This is a genomic window from Bradyrhizobium sp. 25ACV (assembly GCF_054863005.1).
On the sequence record NZ_JAVAYO010000004.1, the window covers coordinates 16883 to 30992 of the forward strand.

The window sequence follows — 14110 nt, forward strand, 5'->3', positions numbered from 1 at the left end:
AAGCGCCCGTGGGGGGCGGGCGCTTTCTGTAGTCGACTTGGGGTTGGGGTCGTCTACATATCCACGTGGCGACTTTGGGGGGCTGGTAAAGAGCCGCGTGAATTCGAAAAACTCGTCAGATCTCCTTAGCGAACGAGGGACGCATTCGCGCTGGTGATAACAACCGGCTTGTCGGCCTTGATGACGCGGGCGGTCTGGGTCAGACCTTCGTCCGAACCCGTGCGTGCCGTGATGCCGAGGCCCGCCACCGCGATCCCTGCGACGAGGGCGACGACCACGACTTTCAAATGGGTCGCGCGATCTGCGCTGTAGATCGAGTGGTTCATGGAAGCCTCCTGCCGCCATCTACCCGAAGTAGTCGCCGGCCGTTTCAGGCAGGTTCATGCTTCCGGTGCCCAACAACCTAGTATTGGGGGGATTCGTTCCCAAGAGGCCATCACAAGAGCGTGACAGGACGTGAAAGATCGCGATCAAAAGCGACCCTTGACCGTGCATTTTTGCAATTATTTCAAAGCTGTAATGTGCTTGTCAGGCGCCTTGTCGAGGGTTGGTCCACAAGGCGACAGGAACTCAAAAACCATTTGCCTGTGGCTGAAAAACACACGGCTTCTTAAGGCAAATCAGATGCTTCCGACCGTTTTCAACCTCGCCCTGGGGTGGATCTCGGCCTGCGACAGCACCGTCGTCTGGGCCCGGAACCGCTCCACCAGAGATCGGACGAAGGGACGAATTGCCGCAGATGTGACCAGCACCGGCGCCTCGCCTTCGCGGGCGGCGCGCTCGAACGCCTCGCGCACGCCGGTCATGAACTCCGACAATTTCGAGGGCTGCATCGCAAGGCTTCGCTCCTCGCCCTGGCCGATGATGGATTCGGCAAAGGCCTGCTCCCACCGCGCCGACAGCGCGATCAGCGGCAGATAGCCGGCATAGGAGGTGTTCTGCGCGCAGATCTGCCGCGCCAGGCGGGCCCGGACATGCTCGACCATGGTGGCGGGATTGCGCGAGAAGGCCAGCGAATCGGCGATGCCTTCGAGGATGGTCGAGAGATCGCGGATCGAGATGCGCTCGGCGAGCAGGAGTTGCAGCACGCGCTGGATGCCGGAGACCGTGACCTGTCCCGGCACGATATCCTTGACCAGCTCGCTCTGCTCCTTCGGCAGCTCCTTGAGCAGCTTCTGCACCTCGCCATAGGACAAGAGGTCCGACATGTTCGCCTTGAGCAGCTCGGTGAGGTGGGTCGAGAGCACGGTCGCGGCGTCGACGACGGTGTAGCCCTTGAGCGAGGCCTCCTCCTTGAGGCTGGCGTCGACCCAGGTCGCGGGCAGGCCGAAGGTCGGCTCGGTGGTGTGGATGCCGGGCACCTGTACCTGGCTGCCGCCGGGGTCCATGACCATGAACTGGTTCGGCCAGATCTTGCCGGTGCCGGCGTCGACCTCCTTGATCTTGATGATGTAGGTGTTGGCCTCAAGCTGGACGTTGTCGAGGATGCGCACCGCCGGCATCACGAAACCCATCTCGATCGCGAGCGAACGGCGCAGCGCCTTGATCTGCTCGGTGAGGCGGTCGGTGCCGTCGGGGCCGTTGACCAGCGGCAGCAGCGCATAGCCGAGCTCGATCTTGAGATCATCGATCTTGAGCGCCGCCGAGATCGGCTCTTCGGCGGCCGCAGCGCCCGGCGCGCCGGGCTGACCGGCAGCAGGCGCGGCCATGGCGGCTTCCTCGGCCTGAACGGACGTCTTCTTGTGGTTGCGGGCGTGCCAGGCCAGCGCGCCGGCGCCGGCGCCGAGCGCCAGGAAGGGGATGGTCGGAATGCCCGGCAGGGCGGCCAGCACCAGCATGACCGCCGAGGACATCGCGAGCGCCTGCGGATAGCCGGAGAACTGCTTCATCAGCGCCTTGTCGGCGGCGCCGGAGACGCCGGCCTTGGAGACGAGCAGGCCGGCGGCGGTCGAGACGATCAGCGCCGGCACCTGGGTGACGAGGCCGTCGCCGACGGTCAGCAGCGTGTAGCTGCGCCCGGCGTCGGCAAAGGACATGCCCTGCTGCGCCACGCCGATGATCATGCCGCCGACGACGTTGATGAAGACGATCAAGAGGCCGGCGATGGCGTCGCCGCGGACGAATTTGGAGGCACCGTCCATGGCGCCGAAGAAGCCGCTCTCGTCCTCCAGCTCCTTGCGGCGGTGCTTGGCGACCTTCTCGTCGATCAGGCCGGCGCCGAGGTCGGCGTCGATCGCCATCTGCTTGCCGGGCATGGCGTCGAGGTGGAAGCGGGCGGCGACCTCGGCGATACGGCCCGAACCCTTGGTGATGACGACGAAATTGACGATGATCAGGATGGCGAAGACGATGATGCCGATGACGAAATTGCCGCCCATCACGAAGTTGCCGAAGGCCTCGATGACGTGACCGGCGGCAGCCGTGCCCTCGTGCCCGTGCGACAGGATCAGCCGGGTCGAAGCCATGTTGAGCGACAGGCGCAGCATGGTCGAGATCAGCAGGATGGTCGGGAAGGCCGAGAATTCCAGCGGTGTCTGGATGAACAACGAGGTCATCAGGATCAGGATCGACAGCGTGATCGAGATCGCCAGGAACAGGTCCAGCACGATCGCGGGCAGCGGCAGGATCAGCACCACCAGGATGGTGAGGATGCCGAGCGCCAGCGCGATGTCGCCGCGCTTGAGGACGTTGACGATCTCGTTGAGGGAGGGGATCGAGGGCCTTGCGGTGCCTACGCCCTGTCCCGCGGTGACGTCGACCATGGTAGCTGCCTCCCCGCGCGACTGCCGTCCGCGCGCCCCAAACGTCTGCGCGGCGGCCGAAGGGCCGCCGTTCCGAAAGTGAGGCACCGCACTGGCGTCCACGGGAGCTCCCGTTCTACGCGGCTGACGACACTCGACTTCACCCGGCAATTTTTGCCCGGTGTATGGTTAGCAAAGGGTTAACGCGGGGGCGGGAAGAGTGCGGACCGGGGTGTTTCGGGGGCGCGCGTAGGGCGCGCCGTCGTTCCGGGGCGGCTCGCAGAGCCGAACCCGGAACCTCGAGATTCCGGGTTCGCGCCAAGCGGCGCGCCCCGGAATGACAGTTGATGGGGCGCTACTTCGCCTTGTCCATCTTGGTCACCGTATACCCCGAGGCCGCCTCCTCGGCCTCGAAGGTCACCTTGTCGCCGACCTTCACCTGCTTGAGCAAAGCGGGGTCCTTGACGCGGTAGACCATGGTCATGGGGTCCTCCATGCCGAGGCTCTTGGCCGGACCGTGCTTGAGCGTGATCTTGCCGGCGCCCTCGTCGATTTTCTTGACCTCACCGCTGATCGAGGCGGTCCCCGCCGCGAGGGCGGCAGTGGTAAGGCCGACAGTCAGCGCCAGCGCAGCAGTGATACGAATGATGCGGTTCATGGGGGTCTCCTTGGCGCTACTTCACGGTGACGTGGCCAACCATGCCGTAGTCGCGATGGTCGGGAATGAGGCACGAAAATTCGAACGTGCCGGCCTTGCTGAACTTCCAGAGAATCTCGGCCGACTTATTCGGTGCGAGCCTGACGCCATTGGGATCGTCGTGCTCCATGTGCGGATGCTTCTTCATCTCCACCGCATGCGCGAGATTCTCCTTGGTGGTGGCGAGCAGGAATTCGTGGTCCTCCTTGCCGACATTGCGCAGCACGAAGCGGACCTGTTCGCCGCGCTTGACCTCGATTTTGGCTGGCGCATAGTCCATCTCGTTCAGCAGGATCTCGATGGTGCGCGCGGGCTTGTTGGGGTCGCCGGGCTCGCCGGCCGAAAAGGTCGCGTGACCGTGCTTGTCGTGGGCAAGGACCGGCGCGGTCAAAAGCGCTGCCAGCGCGAGGCCGAGCTTGATCGTCTTCATCGTCATCTCCAGTTGGTGGTTCATCGAAACGCTCACATCTTCATCTTGTGCGTCGGCTTGCCTGGTTGCCGCACTGGTGCCGCATCGGGCGCCTCGACCTCGTAGGCGACGGTGCCTTGCGGAAACTTGTACGGGCCGGGATCGCGATAATCGTCACTCGCGAGGTCCTCGCGGATCTTCATCACCGTGAACATGCCGCCCATCTCGATCGGCCCGAACTGGCCGGTGCCCGTCATCATCGGCAGCGTGTTGTCGGGCGCGGGCATCTCCATGTTGCCCATCGCCATGCCGGTCGAGCCCATCGCCATGCTGTCGGGCGCGAGCTTGCCGACGGCCTTGGCGAGGTCCTTGCGCGACACGCCGATCAGGTTGCGCACATCGTGTCCCATCGCATTCATGGTGTGATGCGATTTGTGGCAATGGAACGCCCAGTCGCCGGGATTGTCGGCGAGCACGTCGAACACGCGAACCGCGCCCACCGGCACGTCCGTCGTCGTCTCCGGATATTGCGCGCTCTCCGGAACCCAGCCGCCGTCGGTGCAGGTCACTGCGAAGGCGTGGCCATGCAAATGGATCGGATGGTTGGTCATGCTGAGATTGCCGATGCGTACGCGCACCTTGTCGCCGAGTCGCACCGGCAGCGGATCGATGCCGGGAAACACCCGCGCGTTCCAGGTCCACATGTTGAAGTCGGTCATCTCGTTGACCAGCGGCAGATAGGTGCCGGGATCGACGCGATAGGTGCTCATCACGAACACGAAGTCGCGGTCGACGGGTCGGAAGTTCGGATCGCGCGGATGCACGACGACCATGCCCATCATGCCCATCGCCATCTGCACCATCTCGTCGGAATGCGGGTGGTACATGAAGGTCCCGCTCTTCTTCATCTCGAACTCGTAGACGAAGGTCTTGCCGGGTTGGATGTGCGGCTGGGTCAGCCCGCCGACACCGTCCATGCCGCTCGGAATGATCATGCCGTGCCAGTGCACGGTGGTGTATTCGGGCAGGCGGTTGGTGACGAAGATGCGGACCTTGTCGCCCTCGACTGCCTCGATCGTCGGGCCCGGCGACTGGCCGTTATAGCCCCACAGATTCACCTTCATGCCCTCGGCGAATTCGCGCACCACGGGCTCGGCGACGAGATGGAATTCCTTCCAGTCGCCGTTCATGCGGAACGGCAGCGACCAGCCGTTCAGGGTGACGACGGGGCGATAGTCCGGGCCGCTGATCGGATGCAGCGGCGGCTGCATCACCACCTTGTCCATGTGCGCAGCTTCCGGGATCGATGTCGCCTGCACGCGGCCTTGCACCGCGGATGCGCCGACCAGCGCGGCGGTGCCCAAAAATCCTCTGCGGGAAAACATGCCGGCCTCCATCTCAGTGGCCGCCGTCGGCAGGCGCTGCCGCGGCGATGGTGGTTGAATTGTCGCCGCCCGCAGCAGGCGCGCCGCCGCCATTGACGGCGGTCTGCAGGTCGGATTGGGCGACGAAGAATCGTTGCCGGGCATCGATCGCGCCGCGCAGCGAGGCCAGACGCTGTCGTGCTTCGGTGAGCAGCGCAAAGATATCGACCTGCATGCTGGAGAAGCGGAGCTGCATCTCCTCGGTGATGATCTTGCGCAAGGGGATGATCTCGCGCTGGTAGTGGCTGGCGATGTCGTAAGCCGAGCGATAGGCACGATAAGCATCGCGCGCCTCCGAGCGAACGTTCACGGCGCGCTCGGTCAGGCGGTTGAAGGCGAGATTGTAGATCTCTGCCGCCTGCCGCATCCGCACCTCGCCGCCGTCGAAGATCGGGATCTGGAACTGGACATCGAAGCCGCGTTCGCGGAATGGCGCGCCTTCGGGATCCCGGGTGCGGCGGGAGATGCCGGCGAGATCGAGCAGTGTCACGAAGCGCGTCGCCTCGGTGAGGTTCAGCGACTTCGCCAGCGCGGTCAGCTCCAACCGGGCGATCTGCAGATCGATGCGATGGGCCACCGCATCGGCCTCGATCGAGGGCAGTGCCTGCGGCCGGCGCGGCAGCGGCGGCAATTGATTGGGCAGACGGAAGTCGAGGCCGCCGTCCCACAATCCCATCAGCCGCGCGAGCCTTTCGCGCGCACTCGTCGCAGCCTGGCGCGCGGTGGCGAGGTCGGCGGTGGTCTCGGCGTAAAACACCTGTTCGCGGGCCTGGTCGAGCTTGTTGAGCGAGCCGGTCTCGCCCAGTTTGACCGCAAGCTGTGCGGTCGATTCCGCCGTTGCCTTCGCATCCGTCAGCAGCGCCACCATCTCGTTGCCGGCGACAGCGCGCACGTAGGTGCCACGGACGTCGGCGGCGAGCCGCAACGTCGCCAGCGCCGCGCGCAACTGCGCCTGGCGGAACCGGTCGCGGGCAATGTCGGAGCGGAACGGCAGGGTGGCGAGCGCAAGGATGTCGCCGACCACCTGGCGCTCGATCTCGCTGGCGCCGTTGCCCGAGATCCGCGAGATCGAGAACACGGGATTGGGCGGCAGGCTCTGCTCGACCAGATCCGTCTCGGCCAGCGCCAGCTCGTTATAGGCGGCTTGCAATCCCTTGTTGTTGAGCAGTGCGATCTGAACGGCGGCCTCCACGCTCAGCGCCCGCGAGAGCAGTTGGCGGACACGTTCATCGACTGCGCCCGCTGCCTCGGGTGTGCGAACGAAGGCGACATCCTTGTTGATGGTCTGGCTCGTCAGCTCGGAGACTGCGCTCATGCCGCTGTCGGGCGAGAACGCGGCGCAGCCGGCAAGTCCGGGTGCGCAAGGGCCGAGCGCGGCGAGAACGAGCAGGCTTCGCGCGAATTGATGTGCCATGGCGCGCTCTTACCGGTCTTGCTTCGGCCGCGGCGCGACGGCGTCGTTGCGGTCGCGCCATGGCGCCGGCGCTCCAGGCCGCAGGCTGGTGTAGGGCGCAATGGTCGACCGATAGCCGACAGGCGCGACCTTCGCCGCGGGATCAGCGGGATCGGCGCCGGCAACTTGCGTCGTTGCCGGGGTGCAGCCGGACGGCGCCAGCGCAAGTGCGGCCAGCAGCGGCCAATAGAATCGAAAGTGTCGTCCACGCACCGCGGATGCGGCGGCGAACTTCGCCCCGGAAAGCGTAGGCATGATTCATTCCTGATCTGAAAGACCACAGGTTCGCGCGCGCAAAAGCGCGCTCGGCCCGAAATCGTCGTGTCAGATCAAGCGATGGGAGGACGGTAGTGCACGGGCGGCGCCGCGCTGTGCAGGCTGGCCACGATCTCGGGCGCACAGGCGGAGACGGGCTGAACCGGCTTGGCGAAGCTCGGCAGATCGGCCGGCAGTGCGCTGATGCACATCATCGCGCAGCACGGTCCGGCCGTGCCCTTGCCGCCATGATGATGCGAAGGAGCGGGCGCGTCCTGCGCGGCGGCCTGGTGATGCGCGTGTGCCCCCGCGTGATCGTGCGAGGCGCCGTCGTGCATGTGACCGCCCGGCATCTGCTGATGCACCGGCACGAGATCGGCCAGCAGTGTCTCATCAAGACACGGCGCCGGGCCGCTGCCCCAGGCGAGGCTTGCCGCCGGCGCGAGCACGCAGAACAGATAGGCGAGGGCAATGAAGCGCCCCACCTTGATCCGCACCGATCGTGTCAATCGCAGCAACATTCCGCCGACATGCTTTTCGCGCGGCGATTTGCTCACGCAGATTGCAAACTAATGGCAAATCGCGCGTTCGCCAAGCTGCTTCTTACCGCAGTGCACCGCGCATGCCCAATATCGCGCCACGATGCTTGACCCTGTGACGATCCGCGGGCCATGTTCCGGCCCGTGCACGCGCCAAATCACTCCGGACAAACGCCTGGAACATTCAGCCCTGATTCCCGTCAGGCCTGGATACGGCTCGTGCTTGCGCTGGTGATCGGCTCGATCGGCGGCGTCGGCATGTGGGCGATCGTGGTGATGCTTCCCGCGGTGCAGGCCGAATTTTCCGCCACCCGCGGCGCGGTGTCGCTGGCCTTCACCCTCATGATGTTCGGCTTCGGGCTCGGCGGCGTGATCGCGGGCAAGATCACCGACCGGTTCGGCATCGTGCCGGCAATGGCGATCAGCATCGCCTTCCTCGGCGTTGCCAATGTGCTCGCGGGGCTGTCGACCCAACTCTGGCAGTTCGTGGCGGCCTATTTTCTGATCGGTCTCGGAACGTCCGCGACGTTCGCGCCGCTGATGGCGGAGGCTTCGCACTGGTTCGAGCGTTATCGCGGCCTCGCCGTGACCATCGTCGCGAGCGGCAATTATTTCGCCGGAACGATGTGGCCCCCGATTGTGAACTGGGGCATGCAGACCATCGGCTGGCGCTACACTCATATCGGCATCGGGCTCGTCTGCGTCAGCCTGATGACGATCCTGGTGCTGGTGCTGCGTGCGCAGATGGGCGACGACAAGGTCCAGGACCACGCCAATGCGCCGCCGCCGCGCGTCGATCTCAAGCTATCGACCAACACGCTGACCGTGCTGCTCTCGATCGCCAGCATCTCCTGCTGCGTCGCCATGGCGATGCCGCAGGTGCATATCGTCGCCTATTGCGGCGATCTCGGCTACGGCGTGGCGCGCGGCGCCGAGATGCTGTCGCTGATGATGGCCTGCGGCATCGTCAGCCGGATCGGCTCGGGCTTCCTCGCCGACAAGATCGGCGGCATCCGCACGCTGCTGGTGGGATCGCTGGCGCAGGGCTTTGCGCTGGTGTTCTATCTGTTCTTCGACAGTCTCGCCTCGCTGTATCTCATTTCCGCGATGTTCGGCCTGTTCCAGGGCGGCATCGTGCCGAGCTACGCGATCATCGTGCGCGAGGCGATGCCGGCGAGCGAAGCCGCAACCCGGGTCGGCATCGTGATCTTCGCCTCGGTGTTCGGCATGTCCTTCGGCGGCTGGGTGTCGGGCATCATCTTCGATGCGACCGGTTCCTACGCCGCGGCATTCGCGAACGGCGTGGCGTGGAACGCGCTCAATATCGGCATCGTCCTGACCCTGCTGATCCGCTCGCGGATGAAGTCGGTCAGGACCGGACCGGGCTTTGCAACCTAAACCGCCTGTCCCGCCTTCAGCAGCGAGCAGCCGGTGATCTTGTAGTTGCCGTCGGCCTGCTGTTCGAGCGTGTAGAGCGCTTCCCAGGCTTCGCCATTGGCGTCGATGATATGAACGCGCTGTGCAATCCAGCTGCCTTCGCTCTTGCTCTCGCCAAATTCAAAACTCTTGTGCCGGTAGACCGGCGCATAGCCGCTTTGCACCATGGACATGAAGATGTCGGGCGCGGGGAATATCTCCTTGATCGCCGGTGCGGCATGGGAATAGGCGGCGGTCGCATCGTCGCGGACGAAGGCCTGCTCCTGGGCGCGGATGACGCCCTGCGCCGCGGCAACATCGTCCGCGAGGGCTGCGGTGGAGCTGAAGACAATGCTGATAGCGACGAGCAAGGCGGCAATGCGCATGACAGGCTCCGCGTTGAAATCCCGGCAATGCTGATCCTAGCATGACCTCGGGGAAATACGGGCGACCTATCGCTTCCGTTTCACCGCCGGCTTCGCTGGCTTGGCCGCGCGCGCCTTGGTCTTGGCAGCGGATTGTACCCGCAATCCGTCGACGAACACGTCGAGCAGGCGCAGCACCGAGGATTGCCATCCCCGCTGATCGTGTATGTAGCACATCCCGAAAAACGCCCGCAGTAGGTCCTCCGGGCTGATATCGGCACGCATCTGGCCGGCTGCGACCGCGCGCTCGAGCAGCGAGCCGATCGCCTTGGTCAGCCGGTCCATGGAGAAAACGGCGAGTTCCGACGAGCTCTGATAAGCCAGCGCCAGCGCGGCTAACATGCCTTTCTTGGTGGCAACGAATTCGACGGCGGACTGCAGCCAGCGCCGCAGCGCCTCGACCGGATCCTTGGCGCTTCGCAGATGCTCGGCAAGCTCGCTGAGCTGCTCGACCTCGCGCCGGTACACCGCCTCGAACAGATCCTCACGCGTCGGAAAATGCCGATAGAGCGTGCCGATGCCGACGCCGGCGCGCTTGGCCACGGCCTCCAGGCTCGCCTCCGGGCCGCCGGCGTTGAACACGGCCTTGGCTGCTTCGAGCACGCGCTCGCGATTGCGCACGGCATCGGCGCGGGGTTTCCGGGTCTGGTCGCTGTGGTCGTCCATATCAGGCAATGTAGATCACGAATTGGTTAGATTGAACCCTCGTTGAACCCTTGCCGGGCTGCATCGCGTTGGTGGCGCACGGGCTTTTGACCAATTCCAATATTTTTCCGCCGGCCCTTGTTAAGCGGAGGGAGCCTCCGTATCTTCGCCTCGATGTTGGCCGGCTTCTGCCCGCGTCAACGTAGATCGACGGCGGCCACGGCGGTGGCGCGCTGCGCGATCACTTATGTCCAAATCTGATCGGAGCCTTGTATGAACCACTCCATCAGCCTCACCGTGAACGGTGCGCGGCGCGACTTCGTCCTCGACGATCCGCGCGTCACGCTGCTCGATCTCTTGCGTGAGCGCCTCCATCTCACCGGAACCAAGAAGGGATGCGACCGCGGCCAGTGCGGCGCCTGCACCATTCTGGTCGACGGCAAGCGCATCAACTCCTGCCTCGCGCTCGCGATCAGTCATGACGGCGCCGACATCCTCACCATCGAGGGCGTTGCGCGCGGCGACCAGCTGCACCCGGTGCAGGCCGCCTTCATCGCCCATGACGGATTTCAGTGCGGCTTCTGTACGCCCGGTCAGGTCATGAGCGCGATCGGCATGATGCGCGAAGGCCAGGCCGGCAACGATCCCGAACGCATCCGCGAATGCATGAGCGGCAATCTGTGCCGCTGCGGCGCCTATGCCGGCATCGTCGATGCCGTGCTCGATGCGCAAGCCGGTGTAGACGAAACCAACCAGAGGCGCTCCGCATGAAACAGTTCGATTATGTCAGGCCCGCCACCGTCACTGAAGCGATTGCCGCCGCGGCCCAGCCGGGCGCGGTCTATCTCGCCGCCGGCACCAATCTGCTCGATCTGATGAAGGGCGGCGTCAGCCGTCCGGATCGTCTCGTCGACGTCACGCATCTCGATGGGCTCGACGGCGTCGAGCGCCTCGCCGATGGGTCTTTGCGCATCGGTGCGCTCGTCAGCAACGCCGATCTCGCGCATGATGCGGACTTCGCAAGGTCCTATCCCGCCGTCGCCGAAGCGCTCCTCTCCGGGGCATCCGCGCAGTTGCGCAATGCCGCGACCGTCGGCGGCAATCTCTTGCAACGGACGCGCTGCGCGTATTTCTACGACAGTGCCAGCCGCTGTAACAAGCGCGAAGCCGGCAGCGGCTGCGACGCCCGCGGCGGCGAGAATCGTACCCACGCCGTGCTCGGCTGGAGCGAGAGCTGCATTGCGACGCATCCCTCCGATTTCTGCGTGCCGCTGGTCGCGCTCGATGCCATCGTGGAGATCGAGGGCCGGGGCGGCTGGCGCGAGATCGCGCTCGACGAGCTGCATCGCCTGCCAGGCGATACCCCCGAGCGCGAGTCCGCGCTCGAGCCCGGCGATCTCATCGTTGCGGTGCGCCTGCCGCCGGCGGCGCGCGAATTTGCCTCGCATGCGCGCTACCTCAAGGTCCGCGAGCGCACCTCCTACGCCTTCGCTGTGGTGTCGGCCGCCGCTGCCTTGCGGATTGAGAACGGCAAGATCGCGGAAGCGCGGCTCGCACTTGGCGGTGTCGCCGCAAAGCCCTGGCGTGCCCGCGCTGCGGAGGACGTTCTCAAAGGCGTCGCGCCCACGGCCGATGCCTTCCAGGAAGCCGCCTGGCGCGCGCTCACCGACGCAAAGCCGTCCGGTGACAACGCCTTCAAGATCGAGCTCGCGCGCCGCATCGTCGTGCGTGCGTTGACCCTCGCCGCCGCCGGTACGCCCGCGCGCCTGCCCGCACTGCCGGCCTCTCCCTTTGCCTCGACATCAGGAGCCATCCATGCCTGAGCTCAATCTCACCAGCGCGCCTGCCCATCTGCGCCACGGCTCGAACATCGGCCAGCCGCTGACCCGCCGCGACGGCGTCCTCAAGGTCTCGGGGCAGGCGACCTATGCCGCCGACAATCATCCGCCCGGCATGCTGTTTGCGGTGATCGCGGCTTCCAGCATCGCGCGCGGACGTGTGGAGTCGCTCGATGTCGCCGCCGCCAAACGTCATCCCGGCGTCGTCGACGTCATGACACCCGACCACAAGCCACCGCTCGCCATCGACCCCGAGATCAAGACCAATCCGTTCGTGTTTCGGATGGAGGCTTTGCAGAGCAACGAGGTCCGCTACGCCAATCAGCCGATCGCCGTCGTGATCGCCGAGACGCTTGAAGCCGCGACGGAAGGTGCCGCGCTGCTGGCGCCGCGCTACGAGGCGCAGCCTCCGCTCATCGGCCTCGATGCCGGCGAGAGTTTTGTGCCGCCCGTCGTCGGCGTCGGCAATCCCACCGAAAATCACCGCGGCGATGTCGAGGGGGGCCTTGCCTCGGCGGAGACGCAGATCGACGCGACCTACGAGACGCCGCCGCAATATCACAACGCCATGGAGCCGCATGCGGTCGTGGCTCACTGGGATGGCGACAAGCTGTCCGTGGACATGCCGACCCAGGGCCTGAAGCTGTCGCTCGCGCGCATCGCCGAGCTGTTCGGCATCGCGCACGACAAGATCCACATCCGCAGCCCGTTCCTCGGTGGCGGCTTCGGATCGAAGGGGCTCATGGGCGGTCCGCCGGTCCTCGGCATCATGGCCGCCAAGCTCGTAGGCAAGCCGGTCAAGCTGGTGCTGCGCCGTGAGCAGATGTACGGCCCGGTCGGCCATCGCGCGCCGACGCGCCAGCGTCTGCGCATCGGTGCCGACGGCGAGGGACGTCTGACCGCGCTCGATCATCACGCGCGGACCGTGTCGAGCACCTTCGACGATTTCTACGAGCCCGCGGCCGACGCCTCGCACACGCTCTATGCGGCACCTGCCATCCGCACCTCGCATGACGCCGTGCGCGTCAACACCGGCACGCCGCTGTTCATGCGCGCACCGGGCGAGGCGACGGGCTCGGTTGCGCTGGAGAGCGCGATCGACGAAATGGCCTGGGCCTGCGGTATCGATCCGCTGGCCTTCCGCCTGAAGAACTATGCCGAAGTCGAGCCGATCACCGGCAAGCCGTTCTCGTCAAAGGCGCTGCGGGCCTGTTACGACCAGGGCGCGGCGCGCTTCGGCTGGGCGAAGCGTCCGCTGCAGCCGCGGCAGATGCGCGACGATGCCGGCCTGCTGGTCGGCTGGGGCATGGGCACGGCGACCTTCCCGGCGCTGATGTTCCAGGCCGAAGCGCGCGCGGCGATCCGCCGCGACGGCACGGGCGCGATGGAGATCGGCGCGCACGACATGGGGCAGGGTGCCTGGACGGCACTGGCGCAGATCGCCGCCGACGCCGTCGGCCTTGATATCGACCGCGTCACGTTCAAGGCGGGGACATCGGACCTGCCCGATGCCGGCATCGCCGGCGGCTCCGCGCACACCGCAACCGCGGGGGCTGCGATCCACAGCGCGGGCGCGGCCGTGATCGCAAAGCTCGCCGATCTCGCCACCAATGACGAGCGCTCGCCGCTGTTCGGCGCCGGCAATGCCGGTGTGATCGCGCGCGACGGCCGGTTGATCCGGCGCGATGACGAGAGTCGCGGCGAGAGCTACGCCGAGATCCTCGCGCGTGCCGGCGTCGCCGAGGTCGAGGCGCGCGGCACCGGTGCGCCGAACCCCGCGGCGATGGAGGAATATGCGATGCATGCCCATGGCGCGGTGTTCGCAGAGGTGAAGGTCGATCCCGAACTCGGTCAGGTCCGCGTCACCCGCATGGTCGGCGCCTTCGCGGCCGGGCGCATCGTCAACCCGCGTATGGTGCAAAGCCAGCTGTTCGGCGGCATGATCTGGGGCCTCTCCTTTGCGCTGCACGAGGAGGCCGTCACCGACCGGCGCAGCGGGCGGATCATGAATGCCAATCTCGGTGAGTACCACGTCCCCGTGAATGCCGACGTGCCGCCGCTCGACGTGATCACGGTCGAGGAGCACGACCCGCACGTCAATGCGCTCGGCATCAAGGGCGTCGGCGAGATCGGCATCACCGGCAGTGCCGGCGCGGTCGCGAACGCGGTCTGGCATGCGACCGGCGTGCGCGTCCGCAAATTCCCGATCCGGATTGAGGAGTTGCTGACGCAGGGTTGAGGCGGCAGGCGGGGCGAGCCCTGCTCGCT

The 14110-nt window shown here is 65.9% G+C and carries 14 protein-coding genes; 4 read left to right on the forward strand and 10 right to left on the reverse strand.

All coding sequences use genetic code 11. From position 1 onward, the window contains the following. Positions 1-125: 125 nt before the first annotated feature. From RAD04_RS10320 to RAD04_RS10355, 8 genes are all read right to left on the reverse strand, one after another. On the reverse strand, positions 126-326 hold the full coding sequence (locus RAD04_RS10320; RefSeq protein WP_028142198.1) for a hypothetical protein: 201 nt from the start codon (positions 324-326) through the stop codon (positions 126-128). A 294-nt stretch (positions 327-620) separates the two neighbouring features. Beyond that, positions 621-2762, reverse strand: a complete 2142-nt coding sequence (gene flhA / locus RAD04_RS10325) for a flagellar biosynthesis protein FlhA (RefSeq protein WP_461623691.1) — start codon at positions 2760-2762, stop codon at positions 621-623. Between the two features lie 334 nt (positions 2763-3096). Continuing rightward, positions 3097-3399: a copper-binding protein gene (locus tag RAD04_RS10330; RefSeq protein ID WP_461623692.1), complete on the reverse strand. Its 303-nt coding sequence runs from the start codon at positions 3397-3399 to the stop codon at positions 3097-3099. Positions 3400-3415: 16 nt separating this feature from the next. Beyond that, the gene (locus RAD04_RS10335; RefSeq protein WP_461623693.1) at positions 3416-3892 is read right to left on the reverse strand and encodes a cupredoxin domain-containing protein; all 477 of its coding nucleotides are present in this window, start codon (positions 3890-3892) and stop codon (positions 3416-3418) included. 8 nt (positions 3893-3900) lie between these two features. Then, positions 3901-5232 (reverse strand): multicopper oxidase family protein, encoded by a 1332-nt coding sequence (locus tag RAD04_RS10340; protein WP_461623694.1) that lies wholly within the window; start codon positions 5230-5232, stop codon positions 3901-3903. Between the two features lie 13 nt (positions 5233-5245). Then, a complete protein-coding gene (locus RAD04_RS10345) occupies positions 5246-6685 on the reverse strand; it encodes a TolC family protein (RefSeq protein WP_461623695.1) in 1440 nt (479 codons plus the stop codon). A gap of 9 nt (positions 6686-6694) precedes the next feature. Continuing rightward, positions 6695-6979 carry a hypothetical protein gene (locus RAD04_RS10350; RefSeq protein WP_461623696.1) on the reverse strand — a complete coding sequence of 95 codons (285 nt, stop codon included), beginning with the start codon at positions 6977-6979 and terminating at the stop codon, positions 6695-6697. 74 nt (positions 6980-7053) lie between these two features. Further along, positions 7054-7500 (reverse strand): hypothetical protein, encoded by a 447-nt coding sequence (locus RAD04_RS10355; RefSeq protein WP_461623697.1) that lies wholly within the window; start codon positions 7498-7500, stop codon positions 7054-7056. Positions 7501-7650: 150 nt separating this feature from the next. Here RAD04_RS10355 and RAD04_RS10360 point away from each other — a divergent pair, with 150 nt between their 5' ends. Then, positions 7651-8916 carry an MFS transporter gene (locus RAD04_RS10360; RefSeq protein WP_461619482.1) on the forward strand — a complete coding sequence of 422 codons (1266 nt, stop codon included), beginning with the start codon at positions 7651-7653 and terminating at the stop codon, positions 8914-8916. On the opposite strand, the gene RAD04_RS10365 is transcribed toward RAD04_RS10360, so the two are convergent. Further along, positions 8913-9320: a DUF4864 domain-containing protein gene (locus RAD04_RS10365; RefSeq protein WP_461623698.1), complete on the reverse strand. Its 408-nt coding sequence runs from the start codon at positions 9318-9320 to the stop codon at positions 8913-8915. The two genes, RAD04_RS10360 and RAD04_RS10365, sit on opposite strands and share 4 nt — an antisense overlap. 66 nt (positions 9321-9386) lie before the next feature. Beyond that, positions 9387-10025 carry a TetR/AcrR family transcriptional regulator gene (locus RAD04_RS10370; protein ID WP_461623699.1) on the reverse strand — a complete coding sequence of 213 codons (639 nt, stop codon included), beginning with the start codon at positions 10023-10025 and terminating at the stop codon, positions 9387-9389. A gap of 252 nt (positions 10026-10277) precedes the next feature. Between RAD04_RS10370 and RAD04_RS10375 the strand changes: the two genes are divergently transcribed. From RAD04_RS10375 to RAD04_RS10385, 3 genes are read left to right on the forward strand one after another with little or no spacing between them, the layout of a single operon-like run. After that, the gene (locus RAD04_RS10375) at positions 10278-10775 is read left to right on the forward strand and encodes a (2Fe-2S)-binding protein (RefSeq protein ID WP_461623700.1); all 498 of its coding nucleotides are present in this window, start codon (positions 10278-10280) and stop codon (positions 10773-10775) included. Beyond that, complete coding sequence (locus tag RAD04_RS10380; RefSeq protein WP_461623701.1) at positions 10772-11827, forward strand: FAD binding domain-containing protein; 1056 nt, start codon at positions 10772-10774, stop codon at positions 11825-11827. The genes RAD04_RS10375 and RAD04_RS10380 overlap by 4 nt, the downstream gene beginning before the upstream one ends. Continuing rightward, positions 11820-14081 carry a xanthine dehydrogenase family protein molybdopterin-binding subunit gene (locus RAD04_RS10385; RefSeq protein WP_461623702.1) on the forward strand — a complete coding sequence of 754 codons (2262 nt, stop codon included), beginning with the start codon at positions 11820-11822 and terminating at the stop codon, positions 14079-14081. Before RAD04_RS10380 ends, RAD04_RS10385 begins: the two co-directional genes overlap by 8 nt. Positions 14082-14110: the final 29 nt, after the last annotated feature.

Bases quoted from the DNA above. Each gene is read 5' to 3' on its own strand.
- RAD04_RS10340 (WP_461623694.1), bottom strand. From the start codon at position 5,232: ATGTTTTCCCGCAGAGGATTTTTGGGCACCGCCGCGCTGGTCGGCGCA.
- RAD04_RS10320 (WP_028142198.1), bottom strand. From the start codon at position 326: ATGAACCACTCGATCTACAGCGCAGATCGCGCGACCCATTTGAAAGTC.
- RAD04_RS10335 (WP_461623693.1), bottom strand. From the start codon at position 3,892: ATGAACCACCAACTGGAGATGACGATGAAGACGATCAAGCTCGGCCTC.
- flhA (WP_461623691.1), bottom strand. From the start codon at position 2,762: ATGGTCGACGTCACCGCGGGACAGGGCGTAGGCACCGCAAGGCCCTCG.
- RAD04_RS10370 (WP_461623699.1), bottom strand. From the start codon at position 10,025: ATGGACGACCACAGCGACCAGACCCGGAAACCCCGCGCCGATGCCGTG.
- RAD04_RS10365 (WP_461623698.1), bottom strand. From the start codon at position 9,320: ATGCGCATTGCCGCCTTGCTCGTCGCTATCAGCATTGTCTTCAGCTCC.
- RAD04_RS10375 (WP_461623700.1), top strand. From the start codon at position 10,278: ATGAACCACTCCATCAGCCTCACCGTGAACGGTGCGCGGCGCGACTTC.
- RAD04_RS10360 (WP_461619482.1), top strand. From the start codon at position 7,651: ATGTTCCGGCCCGTGCACGCGCCAAATCACTCCGGACAAACGCCTGGA.
- RAD04_RS10380 (WP_461623701.1), top strand. From the start codon at position 10,772: ATGAAACAGTTCGATTATGTCAGGCCCGCCACCGTCACTGAAGCGATT.
- RAD04_RS10350 (WP_461623696.1), bottom strand. From the start codon at position 6,979: ATGCCTACGCTTTCCGGGGCGAAGTTCGCCGCCGCATCCGCGGTGCGT.
- RAD04_RS10330 (WP_461623692.1), bottom strand. From the start codon at position 3,399: ATGAACCGCATCATTCGTATCACTGCTGCGCTGGCGCTGACTGTCGGC.
- RAD04_RS10355 (WP_461623697.1), bottom strand. From the start codon at position 7,500: ATGTTGCTGCGATTGACACGATCGGTGCGGATCAAGGTGGGGCGCTTC.
- RAD04_RS10345 (WP_461623695.1), bottom strand. From the start codon at position 6,685: ATGGCACATCAATTCGCGCGAAGCCTGCTCGTTCTCGCCGCGCTCGGC.
- RAD04_RS10385 (WP_461623702.1), top strand. From the start codon at position 11,820: ATGCCTGAGCTCAATCTCACCAGCGCGCCTGCCCATCTGCGCCACGGC.